This window comes from Nocardioides caeni, assembly GCF_004912195.1.
In the GTDB taxonomy this organism is placed as follows: domain Bacteria; phylum Actinomycetota; class Actinomycetes; order Propionibacteriales; family Nocardioidaceae; genus Nocardioides; species Nocardioides caeni.
This window is the reverse complement of the sequence record NZ_STGW01000018.1, coordinates 20,963-38,042: the sequence shown is the minus strand read 5'-3', so window position 1 is coordinate 38,042 and position 17,080 is coordinate 20,963. Positions and strand designations below refer to the sequence as shown.

The following is a 17,080-nucleotide window of genomic DNA, read 5'->3' as shown; positions in this document are numbered from 1 at the left end:
GCTGAGCGGTCAGGCGCGAGCCGCCTGGTCGGCGTACCACGGCTTGATCGTGTCGACGATCAGCCGGTAGCGCTCGTCATAGGGCAGGAACGCCGACTTCATCGCGTTGACGGTGAACCACTCGATCTCGCGCCAGCCGTAGCCGAAGGCGCCGGCCAGCAGGCCGAACTCCTTGGTCAGCGACGTGCGGCTCATCAGGCGGTTGTCGGTGTTGACGGTGACCCGGAAGCGCAGGTCGGCCAGCTGCTTGATCGGGTGCTCGGCGATCGAGTGGGCAGCGCCGGTCTGCACGTTGGAGGAGGGACACATCTCGAGCGGGATCCGCTTGTCCCGGACGTACGACGCCAGCCGGCCGAGGTGCGCGACGCCGGCGTCGTCCACGGTGATGTCGTCGACGATCCGCACGCCGTGGCCGAGCCGGTCGGCGCCACACCACTGGACCGCCTCCCAGATCGACGGCAGGCCGAAGCCCTCGCCGGCGTGGATGGTGAAGTGGAAGTTCTCGCGCTGGAGGTATTCGAACGCGTCGAGGAAGCGGGTGGGCGGGAATCCCGCCTCCGGTCCGGCGATGTCGAATCCGGCCACACCACGGTCGCGCCACGCGATCGCCAGCTCGGCGATCTCGCGGGAGTTGGCGGCCTGGCGCATCGCGGTGAGCAGCTGGCGCACGACGATCCGTCCGCCGGCCGCCTCCATGCCCTCACTGAAGCCGCGCTGGACCGCGGCCACGACCTCCTCCAGCGCCAGCCCGGTCGAGACGTGCAGCTCGGGGGCATAGCGGATCTCGGCGTAGACGACGCCGTCGGCGGCGAGGTCCTCGACGCACTCGCGGGCGACGCGGGTGATCGCCTCGGGCGTCTGCATGACGGCGAGCGTGTGCGCGAAGGTCTCGAGGTAGCGCTCCAGCGAGCCGGAGTCCGCGGCCTCGGCGAACCAGTCGGCCAGGTCGGCGGCGTTGCCGGCCGGCAGCGCGTGGCCGACCTCCGCGGCCAGCTCGACGATGGTCTGCGGTCGCAGTCCACCGTCGAGGTGGTCGTGCAGCAGCACCTTGGGCGCGGCGACGAGCAGGTCGTGGCTCAGTCCGGTCATGTCAGTCCCTCCCGATGCGGTCGATCACCAGTGGCCGCGGCTCGAACGCCGTCCCGGCCGGCGCGACGTCGTAGCCGCCCTCGAGGGCGGCCAGCGCGCGGTCGAATCGCTCGGGGGTGTCGGTCAACAGCGTGAACAGTGGCTCCCCCGCACGCACCTCGTCGCCGGGGCGGGCGTGCCAGACGACACCGGCGCCGGCCTGCACGGGGTCCTCCTTGCGCTCCCGTCCGGCGCCGAGGCGCCAGGCGGCGACGCCGACGGCCATCGCGTCGAGCCGGCTCAGCACGCCGTCGGCGGGGGCCGCGACGACGTGGGACTCGCGGGCCACCGGCAGCGCTGCGTCCGGATCACCGCCCTGCGCGCGGATCATCGCCTTCCACGCGTCCATGGCCGAGCCGTCGGCGAGCCTGTCCGCCGGATCGACGTCGTCGCGTCCGGCGGCCGCGAGCATCTCGCGCGCCAGGGCGAGGGTCAGCTCAACCACGTCGTCGGGTCCGCCGCCGGCGAGGACCTCGACCGACTCGGCGACCTCGATGGCGTTGCCGGCGGTGAGGCCGAGTGGGGTGTCCATGTCGGTCAGCAGCGCCACCATCCGCACGCCCGCGTCGGTGCCGAGCGCCACCATCACCTCGGCGAGCACACGCGCGCGGTCCACGTCCTTCATGAACGCGCCGCTGCCGACCTTGACGTCGAGCACCAGCGCACCGGTGCCCTCGGCGATCTTCTTGCTCATGATCGAGGAGGCGATCAGCGGGATCGCCTCCACGGTGCCGGTCACGTCGCGCAGCGCATAGAGCTTCCTGTCCGCCGGGGCGAGGCCGTCGCCGGCCGCGCAGATCACCGCGCCGACCGACTCGAGCTGGGCGAGCATCTCCTCGTTGGAGAGCAGCGCCCGCCAGCCGGGGATCGACTCCAGCTTGTCGAGCGTGCCGCCGGTGTGGCCCAGTCCGCGTCCCGAGAGCTGCGGGACGGCGACGCCGCAGGCCGCGACCAGCGGCGCGAGCGGCAGCGTGATCTTGTCGCCGACACCGCCGGTCGAGTGCTTGTCGGCCGTGCCGCGCGACAGGGTCGAGAAGTCCATCCGCTCGCCGGAGGCGATCATCGCGGCGGTCCAGTCAGCGATCTCGCGGCGATCCATGCCCTGCAGCAGGATCGCCATCGCCAGCGACGACATCTGCTCGTCGGCGACGGCGCCGCGGGTGTAGGCGTCGACCATCCAGTCGATCTGGCTCGTGCTGAGGGCGCCGCCGTCGCGTTTGGTGATGATGACCTCGACGGCGTCATGGGGTGCGGCAACCATGTCCGCACCCTACGGCCACCACGAGCTCAGAGCCCGGCCCGGCGGCGCAGCTCCTTCCCGTCGAGCACCGTGATGCGGCCGCGGCCGATCTCGATCGTCCCCCGCTCGACCAGCCCCTGGAGGATCTGGTTGACGGTGGGACGGGTGCCGCCGGTGAGGTCGGCCAGCTGGCTCTGGGTGATCGGCAGGACGGGTGGGCCGGTGCCGTCGTGATAGCTCCGGGCCAGCTCCAGCAGCCGGCGGTAGACCCGGCGGTCGAGGCCGACGTACGACAGCTCGAGGAGGCGGTGGCTCAGCTCGTCCACGCGCTCGGCGAGCATGGCGGACAGGGCCCGCTGCACCTCCGGCTTCCGGCTGCACAGCGCCTGGAAGGCGGATGCCGGGATCGCCATGGTCTCCGCCGCCTCGATCGCCGTGACCGTCGCGGTGCGCGTGCCGTCGGCCCGCAGCAGGGCCAGCTCGCCGAAGCTCGACCCCGGCGCGAGCACGTTGATCGTGGCCGCGTCGCCGCTCGGGAGCGAGACGCGGATCGCGAGGTGGCCGGAGACGATCAGGTGCAGGGAGTCAGCGGGATCGCCGGCGTGGCAGACGACCTCGTTGCGCGCGAAGGTCCGCCGTCGGCCGATCGCGAGCAGCTCGGCGCGCTCGGCCTCGGTGAGGCTGCGCAGGAGGTGCCATTCCACGCGCACAAGGCTCCCGCAGATCCCTGCCGGATGGGTCCGATTCGGCAGGGATTCGGCAGGGATTCGGCAGGGATTCGGCGGGGATTCGGGTTGAATGTGGACCGTGCCCCCGGTGAGTGCGTCGTGACGGCCCTGCCCGTGGGCGAGCTCGCGCTCCTCTTCACCGACATCGAGGGGTCGACCCAGCTGGCCCAGGCCCTCGGCGCCGGGTGGCCGTCGGTCCTGCGCCTGCACCGCGAGCTGGGTCGCGCCGCGTGGCAGGCGCACGACGGCCAGGAGGTCGACACCGCGGGTGACGGTTTCTTCGTCGTCTTCACCGAGCGGGAGGCGGCAGTGGCGGCGGCCGTCGCCGCGCAGCGGTCCCTGAGCGCCGCGCAGTGGCCCGACGGAGCCACCGTGCGGGTCCGGATGGGCCTGCACCACGGCCGGGTGACGACGTACGACGGCAGCTATGTCGGCTACGAGGTCCACCGTGCGGCGCGGGTGGCCGCCGCGGCCCACGGTGGTCAGGTGCTCGCGACCGTCAGCGCGCTGCAGGGACTGGTCATCGCGAGCGAGCCCGACGTGTCGGCGGTGGACCTCGGCCGGCACCCGTTGAAGGACATCGCCGAGCCCGAGCGCCTGTTCCAGCTGACCGGTCCGGGGCTGCCCCGGGGATTTCCGCCGGTCCGGTCGTTGGCGGGCAAGGGCCCGGCCGCGGCGATCGAGGTGCCCTCGACCATGCGCAGCGGTGTCGACGTCCTGCCGGCGACCCTCACGCTGCCGGACGGTCGCACGCTGATGTTGACGACCTACGGCGCCCGCATCGGCCGCACCCCCGACAACGACCTCGTGCTCGCCGACCCGGCGGTCAGTCGGCACCACTGCGCGATCAGCGCCACCAACGGCGGCTTCGTGGTCACCGACCTGCAGTCGACCCATGGCACGAGGGTGGCCGGCGAGCGGATCGCGGCGCCGCAACTGCTCGCCAACGGAGACGTGCTGCGCGTCGGCGACACCGAGATCGCCTTCGCCTGGCCGGCGGTCGGCTAGCGCGCGGAGCGCTCCAGGTCCTCCGGGCCGAACGCCTGCGGCAGCACCTGGTCCATCGTGAGGACACCCTCGGGCGTGAGGACCTCGAGGGCGGCGCCGCCGGCCTCCCACAGCAGCTGGCGGCAGCGACCGCACGGCATGATCACGTCGCCGGTCCCGTTGACGCAGACGAAGTGGGTCAGTCGTCCGCCGCCACTCGCGTGCAGCTGGGAGACCAGCCCGCACTCCGCGCACAGGGTGACGCCGTAAGCAGCGTTCTCGACGTTGCAGCCGACCAGCAGCCGTCCGTCGTCGGCCAGCGCCGCGGCGCCGACCCGATAGCCGGAGTACGGCGCGTAGGCCCGCGCCGCGATGTCCACGGCGGCCTGCTGCAGGGCGTCCCAGTCGACCACGAGGCCAACCTAGACGATGACCTGGAGGAAGCGGACCCACCCGCGACCTCGCCCGCGTCGGGGCGAGGATCTTGCGTCGGCGGGCTCTCGGACGAGAAATGTCCCAAGTTGGTAACCGTTTCGCCGAACTCGCTTCCCCGCACCCCGGGCGTGAGCCAGTATGCAGCCGAAGGATCCACCCCACATCTCCCTGCCCTGCCGCCAACGAGCCGGGCGCCGACCTGGAGGACACCTGTGAAGACCTGGAAGCGGACCTCGGCCATCGCCGCCCTCGCCGTCATGGCGAGCGCGACCCTGGCCGCCTGCGGCGACGCCCCCGACGAGAAGGCCGAGGAGAAGATCGACTTCCTCCCCTGCATCCTGTCCGACGCGGGCGGCTTCGACGACAAGTCGTTCAACCAGCTCAGCTACGAGGGCGTGGAGGACGCGGCGAAGGAGCTGAACGCCGAGTTCAGGGAGTTCCAGTCCACCAACGAGAACGACTACGACGGCGCGCTCGAGGGCTTCGTCGCCGAGGGCTGCGACATGATCGTGACCGTCGGCTTCGCGCTGGCTGCGGCGACCAAGAAGTCGGCCGCCGCCAACCCCGAGATCGAGTACGTCCTCATCGATGACGCCGCCGACGGCGGCGAGGACGGCGCGACCTTCGACGGCCAGGCCGACGAGCCCAACATCAAGCCGCTGCTCTACAACACTGCGGAGGCGGCCTTCCTCGCCGGCTACGCGGCAGCCGACTACACCAAGACCGGCACCGTCGGCACCTACGGCGGCATGCCGTTCCCGACCGTGACGATCTTCATGGACGGCTTCAAGCAGGGCGTGGACTACTACGCCAAGGAGAAGGGCAAGGCCGTCAAGGTCGTCGGCTGGGAGGGCAACGACAAGGGCGTCTTCACCGGTGGCTTCGACGCCAACGAGAAGGCGACCAACACCGCCAAGCAGATCCTCGACCAGGGCGCCGACGTCATCCTGCCGGTGGGTGGCCCGATCTATCAGGGTGCGCTGACGGCGATCGACGAGTCCGGCAAGGACATCGCCCTCATCGGTGTCGACGCCGACTTCTACGACACCGACCCCAACACCCAGGACGTCGTGTTCACCTCGATCCTCAAGAACATGAAGATCTCCGTCTACGAGACCGTCCTGGCCGCCGGCGACGGCGACTTCGACGCCTCCCCCTACGTGGGCACGCTCGAGAACGACGGGGTCGGCATCGCCGAGTTCCACAACTTCGACTCGAAGATCTCCGACACGCTCGCCGACGAGCTCGCGTCCGTGAGGGCCGGCATCATCGACGGCTCGATCCCGGTCACGTCCTACCTCGTCCAGTGATCCACTGACGAATCCTCCGGGGGAGGTCGGCCCGGCCGACCTCCCCCGGAACCGTTTTGCCTGAGAGGATCGCTCCATGACGCTCGAGCTGCGTGGCATCACCAAGCGCTTCGGCCCGCTGGTCGCCAACGACAACATCTCGCTCACCATCAACGCGGGCGAGGTCCACGCCCTGCTCGGTGAGAACGGCGCCGGCAAGTCGACGCTGATGAACGTCCTCTACGGCCTCTACCAGGCCGACGAGGGCGAGCTGGCCCTGGACGGTGTCGTCCAGAACTTCTCCGGGCCGGGCGACGCGATGGCTGCCGGCATCGGCATGGTCCACCAGCACTTCATGCTCGTCCCCGTGTTCACCGTCGCCGAGAACGTCATGCTCGGCAACGAGGCGACCGGCTTCGCCGGCACCCTCGACCTCGACGCCGCCCGCGCGCGGGTCCGCGAGATCTCCCAGCGCTTCGGGTTCGACGTCGACCCCGACGCCCTGGTCGAGACGCTGCCCGTCGGTGTCCAGCAGCGGGTCGAGATCATCAAGGCTCTCTCCCGTGACGCCCGGATCCTCGTCTTCGACGAGCCGACGGCCGTGTTGACCCCCCAGGAGACCGACGAGCTGATGGAGATCATGCGTCAGCTCCGTGAATCGGGCACGGCGATCGTCTTCATCAGCCACAAGCTGCGGGAGGTCCGGGCGATCGCGGACCGGATCACCGTCATCCGACGCGGTGCCGTCGTCGGTGAGGCGAGCCCCACCGCCACCAACGCCGAGCTCGCCGCGCTGATGGTCGGCCGCCCGGTCGAGCTCACCGTGCACAAGGAGCCGGCGACGCCCGGCCCCGAGTCGTTCGTCGTCAGCGGCCTGACGGTCACGGACGCGACCGGCCACGTCCAGGTCAACGACATCAGCTTCGCCATCGCTGCCGGCGAGGTCCTCGGTGTCGCGGGCGTGCAGGGCAACGGCCAGACCGAGCTGACCGAGGCCGTGCTCGGCCTCCAGGGCAACGTGCGGGGGTCGATCCGACTCGACGGCAAGGAGCTCGTCGGCAGGTCGGTGCGCAAGGTCCTCGCCGCCGGCGTCGGGTTCATCCCCGAGGACCGGCAGGTCGACGGTCTGGTCGGCAACTTCACCATCGCCGAGAACCTGATGCTCAACCGCAGCCACGGGCGGCCCTTCGTGCGCCTCGGCACGGTGCGCCGCAAGGTCCTCGAGACCTTCGCCAACGAGAGGCTCACCGAGTACGACGTGCGCGCCCGCGACATCCAGTCGACCGCGAGCCAGCTCTCCGGCGGCAACCAGCAGAAGGTGGTCGTCGCGCGCGAGCTCTCCCGCGACCTGCGCCTGCTGGTGGCGGCCCAGCCGACCCGGGGTGTCGACGTCGGCTCGATCGAGTTCATCCACAAACAGGTCGTCGCGGCCCGCGACTCCGGCGTGCCGGTGCTGCTGGTGTCCACCGAGCTCGACGAGATCGCCGCACTCTCCGACCGGATCATGGTGCTCTATCGGGGCCGGGTCGTCGGCGTCGTACCTGCGGACACGCCCCGGGAGACCCTGGGCCTGATGATGGCCGGTGAGCGGCCGGAAGGAGTCGTCGCATGACCGGGGACGACCCGCTGAGCAAGCGTCGCGAGCCGGACGACGAGCACCCGATCGTCGAGGCACCCGGCGCGGCCGAGGTCGCACCGAGCCACCTGCCCGGCGAGGACGACGACCTCACGCCCGACGAGGACGTCAGCGTCGCTGCCGCGGCGGCGACCCCGCAGAGCCCCTTCGCGGGTGCTCTGCGTCAGATCGCCACCGGCAGCACCATGGTCTCGCTGCTGTCGATCGTCCTGGCCGTGGTGGTCGGGTCGATCATGATCCTCGCCACCGACGAGGACGTGCGCGACAGCATGGGCTACATCGGCTCGCGTCCCGGCGACTTCTTCTTCTACGTCCGCGAGGCGATCACCGGCGCCTACGGCGCGCTCTTCCGCGGCTCGGTGTGGAACGGCGAGGGCACCGACTTCGAGACCCGGATCCGGCCGCTGACCGAGACGCTCAAGTTCTCGGGCCCGCTGATCCTGGCCGGTCTCGGTGTCGGACTCGCCTTCCGTGCCGGCCTCTTCAACATCGGTGGCCGCGGCCAGATGCTGCTGGCCGGTGCCGCCGCCGGTTGGGTCGCGATCTCGGTCGACGCCCCCGCGGCGATCCACCTGCCGCTGGCGATCCTCGCCGGCGCGGCCGCCGGAGCCCTCTGGGCCGGACTGGCCGGCCTGTTGAAGGCCCGGACCGGCGCCCACGAGGTGATCGTCACGATCATGCTCAACTATGTCGGCTACTACCTCGTCTTCTACGCCCTCTCCAAGCAGGGGTGGCTGCAGGCGCCCGGCTCGGCGAACCCGAAGTCCGAGGCCATGCCGGAGTCGGCCGTCCTCCCGAACCTGCTCGGCGACCGGTTCAACCTGCACTGGGGGTTCGTCGGCGCACTCGTCGCGGTGGCCTTCACCTGGTGGCTGCTCAACAAGTCGGCGATGGGCTTCCGCTTCCGCGCCGTCGGTGAGAACCCCGAGGCCGCCCGCGCCTCCGGCATCAACGTCGGCGCCACCTACGTCTACGTGATGCTGATCGCCGGGGCCCTCGTCGGCCTGGCCGGCGTCAACCAGGTGCTGGGCACGGCACCCAGCGGGGTCACGGTCGACCTCGACGCCGGCATCGGGTTCGACGCGATCACCGTCGCCCTGCTCGGCCGGTCCCGACCGCTCGGCATCCTCGCCGCCGGTCTCCTCTTCGGCGCCCTGAAGGCCGGCAGCTTCACCATGTCGGTCTCCGAGGGCATCCCGGTCGAGATCGTCCTCGTCATCCAGTCCCTGATCGTGCTGTTCATCGCCGCGCCACCACTGGTCCGAGCGATCTTCCGACTGCCGAAGGAGGCGACGGCGTGAGCACCGTGTCCGCCCCCGCACCCGAGCTCGACGAGACCCCGCCCACGGCGGGGCAGCCCGGTGCGCTGAAGGCACCGATCGTCCTCGGCGTCGTCACGATGCTGGTGGCCCTGCTGGCCGCGTTCAAGGCCCGCTCCGGCGACGCGACCTTCCGCATCGCCGCGGACACCGACTTCTTCGAGGTTCCCGAGCTCGTCGTGCCCTCGACCGCCACCCTGGCGAGCGTGGTCGTCCTGCTCGCGGTCGGCACTGCCGCCTCGGCCCTGCTCGTGAACCGCGGGCGTCGTACTCCCCTGTGGCTGATCGGACTCTTCGCCGTCGTCGCGGTCTTCGGCTTCCTCGCCTGGGCTGCCGCCGGCGAGACCATTCCGGTGATCGGCCTCCTCGGCGGGTCGATCGCGCTCGCGGTCCCCCTCGTCTTCGGCGCCCTCGGCGGCGTCCTGGGCGAGCGCGCGGGTGTCGTCAACATCGCCATCGACGGCCAGCTGCTCTTCGGGGCGTTCGCCGCGGCGATCTTCGGCACCGTCATCGGCTCGCCGTGGGGCGGCCTCGTCGCCGCGATGTGCGCCGGCGCGCTGGTGGCGCTCGTGCTCGGCTTCTTCGCGATCTCCTACTTCGTCGACCAGGTGATCGTCGGTGTCGTCCTCAACGTCCTCGTCATCGGCATCACGAGCTTCCTGTTCGGACAGCTGTTGAGCGAGCACCCGGAGAGCCTGAACTCCCCGGAGCAGTTCTCCCGGTTGCCCATCCCCGTGCTCGGCGACATCCCGGTCATCGGTCCGGTGCTCTTCCGGCAGACGATCCTCGTCTACCTGATGTACGGCGCCGTCGCGCTCACCGCGTTCGCGCTCTACCGGACCCGCTGGGGCCTGCGCGTGCGTGCGGTCGGCGAGCACCCGAAGGCCGCCGACACCGTCGGCATCAAGGTCAACCGCACCCGCTACACCACGCTCCTGCTCGCGGGCGCCATCGTGGGCGTCGGCGGCGCGACCTACACGCTGGTCTCGGTCTCCCAGTTCGGCGAGGAGATGACCGGCGGTGCGGGCTACATCGCCCTCGCCGCGGTGATCTTCGGCCGCTGGGACCCCGTCCGCGCGACCCTGGCGGCGCTGCTCTTCGGCTTCGCCACCAACCTGTCCGGCGTGCTGTCGGTCATCGGCGCGCCGGTGCCCAGCCAGTTCATGCTGATGCTGCCCTACGTCGTGACGATCATCGCCGTCGCCGGACTGGTCGGCCACTCGCGGGCGCCCGCGGCCGACGGCGTCCCCTACCGGAAGGGCTGAGCCGGCCCGGCGCGATCGTCAGTCGGTCGCGCCGGCGGTGAGGGCGACCCCGGCGAGCATCCGCGCGCCGACGCCGACCGCGGCCTCGTCGACCTCGAAGTCGCCCTGGTGCAGGTCGAAGGTCGCGCCGCCGGGGGTGCGGGTGCCGAGCCGGAACATCGCACCGGGGACGTCGCCGAGATACCAGCCGAAGTCCTCGCCGCCCAGGCTCTGCTCGACCTCGGTGCGGTGGTGCAGACCGAGCATCTGGTCGGCCACGGCGCCGATCATCGCGACACTGACCCGCTCGTTGACGACCGGTGGCACGCCCTGCAGGTAGTCCACCGAGGCCGTGATGCCATAGGGCCGCACGATGTCGAGCACCGCCTCGCGCACGACGGCCTCGCAGGAGGCCCAGGCATCCGCCTCGAGGATCCGCACGGTGCCGCTCGCCACCCCCGAGTCGGGGATGACATTGGCCGCGGCCCCGGCACGGAGCACGCCCCACACGACACTGACTCCGGCGCGCGGGTCCATCCGGCGGCTCAGCACGGCCGGCAGCTCGCTGGCGACCTTCGCGAGGGCGAAGGTGAGATCACCGGTCAGGTGAGGGCGCGAGGTGTGCCCCCCGTTGCCCTCGAGACGCACCTCGATGCGGTCGGCCGCGCTCGTGATCGGACCGACGCGCAGACCGATGGCGCCCACGTCGACGGACGGGTCGCAGTGCAGCGCGAAGATCCGCTGCACGTCCTCGAGGGCACCGTGGCTGATGAGGTGCTTGGCGCCACCGGGCATGACCTCCTCGGCGGGCTGGAAGAGCAGCCGGACCCGGCCGGGCAGCAGACCCTGGCGGTGCAGCTCCGCGAGTGCCAGGCCGGCGCCGAGGAGCGCCGAGGTGTGCACGTCGTGGCCGCAGGCGTGCGCGACACCCTCGACCCCGCTGCGCCACGGGTCCGTGGTCAGGTCGACGACGGGCAGCGCGTCCATGTCGGCACGCAGCGCCACCATCGGCCCCGACTCCCCCAGGTCGGCGATCACGCCGCTGCGCGGCATCCGCGTGACCTGCCAGCCCGCCTGCTCCAGGTGGGCGGCGACCACACCGCCGGTGCGGCTCTCCGACCACGACAGCTCGGGATGCCGGTGGAGGTCGCGACGCACCTCGACCAGCTCGTCGTCGTACTTGCCGACGACGGAGTCGATCAGGGCGAGTGCTGCATCCATCCGACTAGCCTATCCGGGGCTCTTGGGCGGCAGGGTCGGCCAGCATGATGGGGTGGGCCGGGTGATCGAGAACGCACCCGTCCTGGTCGAGGAGCTCGACCGCCGCAACGCAGCGCTGGCCGCGGCCCCGGGAGACCGCGATGCCGAGATGGCGTTCTGGCAGGCCGCGGCCCAGCTGGGCATCTGGTACGTCGTCAACCGGGGCACACCTGAGGCGCCGCAGCCCAGCGGTTTCGCCCAGCCCGGGATCGGGAACCTGCTCGGCGTCTACAGCACCCGGGAGCGGGCGGGCGCCGTCGCGGGACCGGGGAGCACCTTCCTCGGCGTGCCGATGCCCCAGGCGCTGGACTGGCTGGCGTCCTTCGGCCAGCACGGCGTCGCCGGCATCGTGATGGACCACCCGGGCCCGTGGTTGCCACTCGGCAACCTGTCCTTCCTCAAGCGGTGGGCGCCCGCGGCGCAGGCGGCGGTGTCGAGCCAGCCCGTCGTCGCATCACCCGAGGTCCAGGCGGCGACCGACGCCTACGTCGCCACCAAGGACGACCGGGCCTACGACGAGGTGGTGCGCCGGATCGCCGGCGGAGACCTGCTCGTCGTGCTCGACCCCCAGGGCGACGGCACGACGCCGACCAGCATCGTCAACCATCGCGACGAGCGGCTCCTGCTGGCCTTCACCGACTCGACCCGCCTCGGCGCGTTCTATGACGGCAAGGCCGTGCAGGTGCAGCAGCGAGCCGGCGCCGACCTGCTCAGGCTCGTCGGCCAGGACTTCGACGTGCTGATCCTGGACCCGCAGCACCCGTCCTCGTTCGCCGCGACCCCCGACAGCATCCGCAACGTCCTCGGGTGAGCGCCGGGCAGGCTCAGGAGTCGTAGGCGGCGAGGATCCGGTCGGCGGCCAGCGGCGCCGTCAGCTCACCGGCGAGCAGGGCGGCACGGATCTCCCTCTGCACGGACTTGACGCCCGCGTGGTGCCGCAGCCGCTGGTCGAGCTCGTCGCGGACCAGCGCCCAGGTGAACTCGAGCTGCTGCTCGGCGCGCTTGCGGGCGAGCCCGTCGACGCCGAGGTGCTCGCGGTGCTTGAGGACCTGGGCCCACACGCCGTCGACGTCGTGACCGGTGAGCCCGGAGGCGGTGACGACGGGCGGCACCCACTCGCCGTGCCCACGGACCAGGCGCAGGGCGCCGGAGAGCTCGCGCGCGGCCGCCCGCGCCTGCTGGGATCGGGACTCGTCGGCCGGATCGGCCTTGTTGACCGCGACCACGTCGGTGATCTCGAGGATCCCCTTCTTGATGCCCTGCAGCTGGTCGCCGGTGTTGGCGATGGTGAGGAAGAGGAAGGTGTCGACCATGCCGGCGACGGTGACCTCGGACTGCCCCACCCCGACGGTCTCGACGAGGATCGCGTCGTAGCCGGCGGCCTCCAGCACCGCCATCGCCTGGGTGGTCGCCCGGGCCACGCCGCCGAGCGTGCCCGCCGAGGGCGAGGGGCGGATGAAGGCGTTGGGATCGACCGACAGCGACGACATCCGGGTCTTGTCGCCGAGCACCGAGCCGCCCGTGCGGACCGACGACGGGTCCACGGCCAGCACGCCGACCTTGTGGCCCTGGCTGGTGAGGTGGATGCCGAGCGACTCGATGAAGGTCGACTTGCCGACGCCGGGCACGCCGGAGATGCCGACCCTGACCGAGGACGCCTGCGCGTCCTCGGCGAGCGCTGTCAGCAGCTCCCGCGCGAGCGCCCGGTGGCGCGGGGCCGTGGACTCGACCAGCGTGATGGCACGGGCCACCTGTGCCCTGCGCCCGGCGCGGATCCCGTCGAGCAGTCCCGCTACGTCCATCAGTGGTCGAGCGCGGCGCTCAGCTTGGCCAACAGGTCGAGCGCCGACTCGGCGATGACCGTGCCGGGCAGGAAGACCGCGGCAGCGCCCATCTCCTTGAGCGTCGGCACGTCGTCCGGGGGGATGACGCCACCGATGACGACCATGATGTCGTCACGGCCCTGCTCGGCCAGCGCGGTCTTGAGCGCGGGGAGCAGGGTGAGGTGGCCGGCGGCCAGCGAGCTGACACCGACGATGTGCACGTCGGCGTCGATCGCCTGCTGCGCGACCTCCTCGGGCGTCGAGAACAGCGGGCCCACGTCGACGTCGAAGCCGAGGTCGGCGAAGGCGGACACGACGACCTTCTGGCCGCGGTCGTGGCCGTCCTGGCCCATCTTGGCGACGAGGATGCGGGGGCGACGGCCCTCGGCCTCGGCGAACTCCTCGGTGGCCTGACGGACCGCGGCGACGGCCTCGCCGCCCGCCTCGTTGCTCGCTGCCTCGTCCCTGTACACGCCGCTGATCGTACGGATCACGGCCTGGTGGCGGCCGTAGACCTTCTCCAGCGCGTCGGAGATCTCACCGACGGTGGCCTTGTGGCGCGCGGCCGCGACGGCGAGGTCGAGCAGGTTGCCCTCGCCGCGGTCGGCGGCATTGGTCAGCGCGACCAGGGCCGCGTCGACGTCGTCGCTGTTGCGCTCGGCACGCAGCCGCTCGAGCTTGGCCATCTGCTGGCGGTAGACGTCGTCGTTGTCGACCTTGAGGACGTCGAGCGGGTCCTCGGCCGGCAGCCGGAAGGTGTTGACGCCGATGACCTTCTGCGCGCCGGAGTCGATGCGCGCCTGGGTGCGGGCGGCCGCCTCCTCGATGCGCATCTTCGGGATGCCCTGCTCGATGGCGGCGGCCATGCCGCCGGCCGCCTCGGCCTCCTGGATGTGGGCCCAGGCCCGCTCCGCGAGGTCGTGGGTCAGCTTCTCGACGTAGTAGGAGCCCGCCCACGGGTCGATGGAGTACGTCGTACCCGACTCCTGCTGCAGCAGCAGCTGGGTGTTGCGGGCGATGCGGGCGGAGAAGTCCGTCGGCAGGGCGATCGCCTCGTCGAGGGCGTTGGTGTGCAGCGACTGGGTGTGCCCCTGGGTCGCGGCCATCGCCTCGATGGCGGTGCGCCCGACGTTGTTGAAGACGTCCTGCGCGGTCAGCGACCAGCCGGAGGTCTGCGAGTGGGTCCGCAGGGACAGCGACTTCGGGTTCTGCGGGTCGAACTGGCGGACCAGCCGCGACCACAGCGCCCGGGCCGCGCGCATCTTGGCGACCTCCATGTAGAAGTTCATGCCGATCGCCCAGAAGAACGACAGACGTGGCGCGAACTGGTCGATCGTCAGGCCCGACTCGAGGCCGGCGCGGATGTATTCCACACCGTCGGCCAGCGTGTAGGCGAGCTCGAGGTCGGCGGTCGCCCCGGCCTCCTGCATGTGGTAGCCGGAGATCGAGATCGAGTTGAAGCGCGGCATCCGCTGGCTGGTGAACGCGAAGATGTCGGAGATGATCCGCATCGACGGCGTCGGCGGGTAGATGTAGGTGTTGCGGACCATGAACTCCTTGAGGATGTCGTTCTGGATGGTCCCCGAGAGCTGCTCCGGCTTCACCCCCTGCTCCTCGGCCGCGGCGATGTAGAGCGCGAGGACCGGGAGGACCGCGCCGTTCATCGTCATCGAGACGCTCATCTGGTCCAGCGGGATGCCGTCGAAGAGCGTGCGGGTGTCATAGATCGAGTCGATCGCCACACCGGCCATGCCGACGTCTCCGCGCACGCGCGGGTGGTCGGAGTCATAGCCGCGGTGGGTGGCGAGGTCGAAGGCGACCGACAGGCCCTTCTGACCCGCCGCGAGGTTGCGGCGGTAGAAGGCGTTGGACTCCTCGGCGGTGGAGAAGCCGGCGTACTGCCGGATCGTCCAGGGCTGCGTGGTGTACATGGTCGGGTAGGGACCACGCAGGAACGGGCTGAGGCCCGGGAAGGTGTCGAGCGCGTCGATGCCCTCGAGGTCGGCGGGACCGTAGGCGGGCTTGATCTCGATGCCCTCGGGGCTGTGCCAGCCCTCTCCGGTCGGGAGGTCGACGGCGGCCTTCTCGCCGTTCAGGGCCAGGCCCGCGAAGCTCTTCGGGATGCTCATGCCAGCGCCTCTCGGGTCCGGGTCAGGAACGCCAGCGCATCGACACCCATGGCGGCGCTGTCGTCGGCGTGGTCAGCGGGCTTGCCGGCGACGATGACGCGGGTCGCGCCCGCGTCGCGCAGGGCGGCCGCGGCGGCGGCGCCCCACTCCTCGTAGGCAGCGTCGGTGCCGGCGAGACAGACGACCTTCTGGCCTGAGTACGCCGCCACCAGGTCGTCGACGCCGGCCGTGGCGCCGGCGACCTCGACCGCGATGCCACCGGCAGCGAAGAGGTTGCTGACGAAGGTCGCCCGTGCCGTGTGTTGGGCGATCGTGCCCATCGTGGCGAGGAAGACCGGTGCGGCAGCGGGCTCGTCGCGCAGCGCCTCGAAGGAGGCGCCGTAGCGGCGGACCCGCTCGTTGAGCGGGTCGGCGGCGCGCTCCGGCAGCGTCTCGGCCAGGTTCGGGAACTCCGAGACGCCGGTGAGCGGGCGCTTGCGCCGGGCGATGTCGGTCTCGCGGCGTGCGACGACCTCCTCGATCCGGGCCCGGAACGGGTCGAAGTCGTGACCGCTCTCCCACTCCGTCTCGAGCTGGCCGAACTCGGCCCAGCCCGCGGCGGCGAGATCCCCGGTGAGCTGCTCGACGGCGTAGGCGCCGCCGGCCGGGTCGGCGACCGCGGCGACGTGCGACTCGTCGATCAGCAGGTGGTTGACGTTGCGCGCGATCCGGCGGCCGAAGGCGTCGGGGCGGCCGTTGGCGCTGTCGAAGGGCAACACGGTGACCGCGTCCGCGCCGCCGACGCCGGCGGCGAAGGCCGCCACCGTGCCGCGGAGCATGTTGACGTAGGGGTCGTACTTGCTGAGCATCGGCCTGCTGGTCACGGCGTGCTGGCGCTGCGCGACCGGCGTCTCGACGCCACTGAGCTCGAGCACCCGAGCCCACAGGACGCGGGCGGCGCGCAGCTTGGCGATCGTCGGGAACTGCTCGTCGGTGGCGGCGTAGCGGAACTCGATCTGGCCCGCGGCGTCCTCGACCGAGAGCCCGTGGTCGGTCAGCCAGCGCAGGTAGGCGACGCCCACCGCGATCGACCAGCCGAGCTCCTGGGCGTCGCTCGCGCCGAGGTCGTGGGCGGCGGTGGCGTCGACGACGATCGCTCGGATGTCGTGCTGATCGGCCTTGCGGGCCAGCGTCTGCAGCTCCGCGATCGCCTCGTCGACGGCCAGCGGGATCTCCCGCAGCATGACGCCGAGCGGGTCGATGCCGAGGTTGCTGTCGGGATGCTTGGCACCGGGCAGGGCGAGGAACGCCTCCGCCACGGTCGTGGTCGCGCTGGGTGCGTCGAGCACGACGGGCGCCAGGTCGAGCAGTACGTCGGCGAGGGTCGCCGCGACGTCCGTGGTCTCGTCGGCGGCGAGCCAGATGCTCGTGACGCCACCGTCGAGGTCGACCAGGGCCGCCTCGTTGGCGAGCTTGGCGTCCGGGTGGGCCACGAGGGAGCGGATGTCCCAGGCGCCCTGCCGCGTCGGGCGGGCCGCGGAGGTCTCGCCGCCCGGCAGGCCGAGCGGCGTGATGCCGATGCCATCGAGCGTCGTACGGGTCAGCTTGTCCCAGACGAGCGCGTCGGCGTCGTCCTCGGCGAGCTTGCGGGTCTTGCGCAAGACGGCGGCCGTGGCCGCCTCCCACTCGGCGCGCGAGTGCGCGTCCTCGGGCTGCGCGAGCAGCAGCGGCGTGTCAGTCACGAGGGTCAAGACTATCCGCGACCGGCCTCGAACCAGTCAGGTGTGACCAATCTCCGGATTACCGGGGAGTAGGGTCACGCGTCGCCCTGACGCCGGTCAGGTCGCCGAGCGTTCACCCCGCGGCCACCGGCAGCGAGGTCG

General features: G+C 71.4%; 14 protein-coding genes. 6 read left to right on the top strand and 8 right to left on the bottom strand.

Annotated elements, in window-relative coordinates:
• Window positions 1-9 precede the first annotated feature (9 nt).
• From E9934_RS17810 to E9934_RS17800, 3 genes are read right to left on the bottom strand one after another with little or no spacing between them, the layout of a single operon-like run.
• Entirely contained in the window at window positions 10-1,089 is a 1,080-nt protein-coding gene (locus tag E9934_RS17810) for an adenosine deaminase (RefSeq protein ID WP_136564253.1), read from the bottom strand.
• A 1-nt stretch (window position 1,090) separates the two neighbouring features.
• Window positions 1,091-2,389 (bottom strand): thymidine phosphorylase, encoded by a 1,299-nt coding sequence (locus E9934_RS17805; RefSeq protein WP_136564252.1) that lies wholly within the window; start codon window positions 2,387-2,389, stop codon window positions 1,091-1,093.
• A 26-nt stretch (window positions 2,390-2,415) separates the two neighbouring features.
• Complete coding sequence (locus E9934_RS17800; RefSeq protein WP_202977374.1) at window positions 2,416-3,072, bottom strand: Crp/Fnr family transcriptional regulator; 657 nt, start codon at window positions 3,070-3,072, stop codon at window positions 2,416-2,418.
• Between the two features lie 123 nt (window positions 3,073-3,195).
• Here E9934_RS17800 and E9934_RS17795 point away from each other — a divergent pair, with 123 nt between their 5' ends.
• Window positions 3,196-4,104, top strand: a complete 909-nt coding sequence (locus E9934_RS17795; protein ID WP_158295056.1) for an FHA domain-containing protein — start codon at window positions 3,196-3,198, stop codon at window positions 4,102-4,104.
• Here E9934_RS17795 and E9934_RS17790 read toward each other — a convergent pair.
• Complete coding sequence (locus E9934_RS17790; protein WP_136564249.1) at window positions 4,101-4,496, bottom strand: cytidine deaminase; 396 nt, start codon at window positions 4,494-4,496, stop codon at window positions 4,101-4,103. The genes E9934_RS17795 and E9934_RS17790 overlap by 4 nt on opposite strands.
• Before the next feature lie 234 nt (window positions 4,497-4,730).
• Here E9934_RS17790 and E9934_RS17785 point away from each other — a divergent pair, with 234 nt between their 5' ends.
• From E9934_RS17785 to E9934_RS17770, 4 genes are all read left to right on the top strand, one after another.
• Window positions 4,731-5,828 carry a BMP family lipoprotein gene (locus E9934_RS17785; RefSeq protein ID WP_238695044.1) on the top strand — a complete coding sequence of 366 codons (1,098 nt, stop codon included), beginning with the start codon at window positions 4,731-4,733 and terminating at the stop codon, window positions 5,826-5,828.
• A 76-nt stretch (window positions 5,829-5,904) separates the two neighbouring features.
• Window positions 5,905-7,419: an ABC transporter ATP-binding protein gene (locus E9934_RS17780; protein ID WP_136564248.1), complete on the top strand. Its 1,515-nt coding sequence runs from the start codon at window positions 5,905-5,907 to the stop codon at window positions 7,417-7,419.
• A complete protein-coding gene (locus E9934_RS17775; RefSeq protein WP_136564247.1) occupies window positions 7,416-8,744 on the top strand; it encodes an ABC transporter permease in 1,329 nt (442 codons plus the stop codon). The genes E9934_RS17780 and E9934_RS17775 overlap by 4 nt, the downstream gene beginning before the upstream one ends.
• The gene (locus tag E9934_RS17770) at window positions 8,741-10,027 is read left to right on the top strand and encodes an ABC transporter permease (protein WP_238695043.1); all 1,287 of its coding nucleotides are present in this window, start codon (window positions 8,741-8,743) and stop codon (window positions 10,025-10,027) included. Before E9934_RS17775 ends, E9934_RS17770 begins: the two co-directional genes overlap by 4 nt.
• An 18-nt stretch (window positions 10,028-10,045) precedes the next feature.
• Here the strand turns inward: E9934_RS17770 and E9934_RS17765 are convergent, their stop codons facing one another.
• The gene (locus E9934_RS17765) at window positions 10,046-11,227 is read right to left on the bottom strand and encodes an amidohydrolase (protein WP_136564246.1); all 1,182 of its coding nucleotides are present in this window, start codon (window positions 11,225-11,227) and stop codon (window positions 10,046-10,048) included.
• Between the two features lie 52 nt (window positions 11,228-11,279).
• Between E9934_RS17765 and E9934_RS17760 the strand changes: the two genes are divergently transcribed.
• The gene (locus E9934_RS17760) at window positions 11,280-12,077 is read left to right on the top strand and encodes an SseB family protein (RefSeq protein WP_136564245.1); all 798 of its coding nucleotides are present in this window, start codon (window positions 11,280-11,282) and stop codon (window positions 12,075-12,077) included.
• Between the two features lie 13 nt (window positions 12,078-12,090).
• Here E9934_RS17760 and meaB read toward each other — a convergent pair whose 3' ends face one another.
• The 3 genes from meaB to E9934_RS17745 are packed head-to-tail and all read right to left on the bottom strand — an operon-like array spanning window position 12,091 to window position 16,939.
• Window positions 12,091-13,068, bottom strand: a complete 978-nt coding sequence (gene meaB, locus E9934_RS17755) for a methylmalonyl Co-A mutase-associated GTPase MeaB (RefSeq protein WP_136564244.1) — start codon at window positions 13,066-13,068, stop codon at window positions 12,091-12,093.
• Window positions 13,068-15,218, bottom strand: a complete 2,151-nt coding sequence (gene scpA / locus E9934_RS17750) for a methylmalonyl-CoA mutase (RefSeq protein WP_136564243.1) — start codon at window positions 15,216-15,218, stop codon at window positions 13,068-13,070. Before scpA ends, meaB begins: the two co-directional genes overlap by 1 nt.
• Entirely contained in the window at window positions 15,215-16,939 is a 1,725-nt protein-coding gene (locus E9934_RS17745; RefSeq protein ID WP_238695042.1) for a methylmalonyl-CoA mutase family protein, read from the bottom strand. Before E9934_RS17745 ends, scpA begins: the two co-directional genes overlap by 4 nt.
• Between the last annotated feature and the right edge of the window lie 141 nt (window positions 16,940-17,080).

Bases quoted from the DNA above. Each gene is read 5' to 3' on its own strand.
- E9934_RS17810 (WP_136564253.1), bottom strand. From the start codon at position 1,089: ATGACCGGACTGAGCCACGACCTGCTCGTCGCCGCGCCCAAGGTGCTG.
- E9934_RS17805 (WP_136564252.1), bottom strand. From the start codon at position 2,389: ATGGTTGCCGCACCCCATGACGCCGTCGAGGTCATCATCACCAAACGC.
- E9934_RS17780 (WP_136564248.1), top strand. From the start codon at position 5,905: ATGACGCTCGAGCTGCGTGGCATCACCAAGCGCTTCGGCCCGCTGGTC.
- E9934_RS17775 (WP_136564247.1), top strand. From the start codon at position 7,416: ATGACCGGGGACGACCCGCTGAGCAAGCGTCGCGAGCCGGACGACGAG.
- E9934_RS17765 (WP_136564246.1), bottom strand. From the start codon at position 11,227: ATGGATGCAGCACTCGCCCTGATCGACTCCGTCGTCGGCAAGTACGAC.
- meaB (WP_136564244.1), bottom strand. From the start codon at position 13,068: ATGGACGTAGCGGGACTGCTCGACGGGATCCGCGCCGGGCGCAGGGCA.
- scpA (WP_136564243.1), bottom strand. From the start codon at position 15,218: ATGAGCATCCCGAAGAGCTTCGCGGGCCTGGCCCTGAACGGCGAGAAG.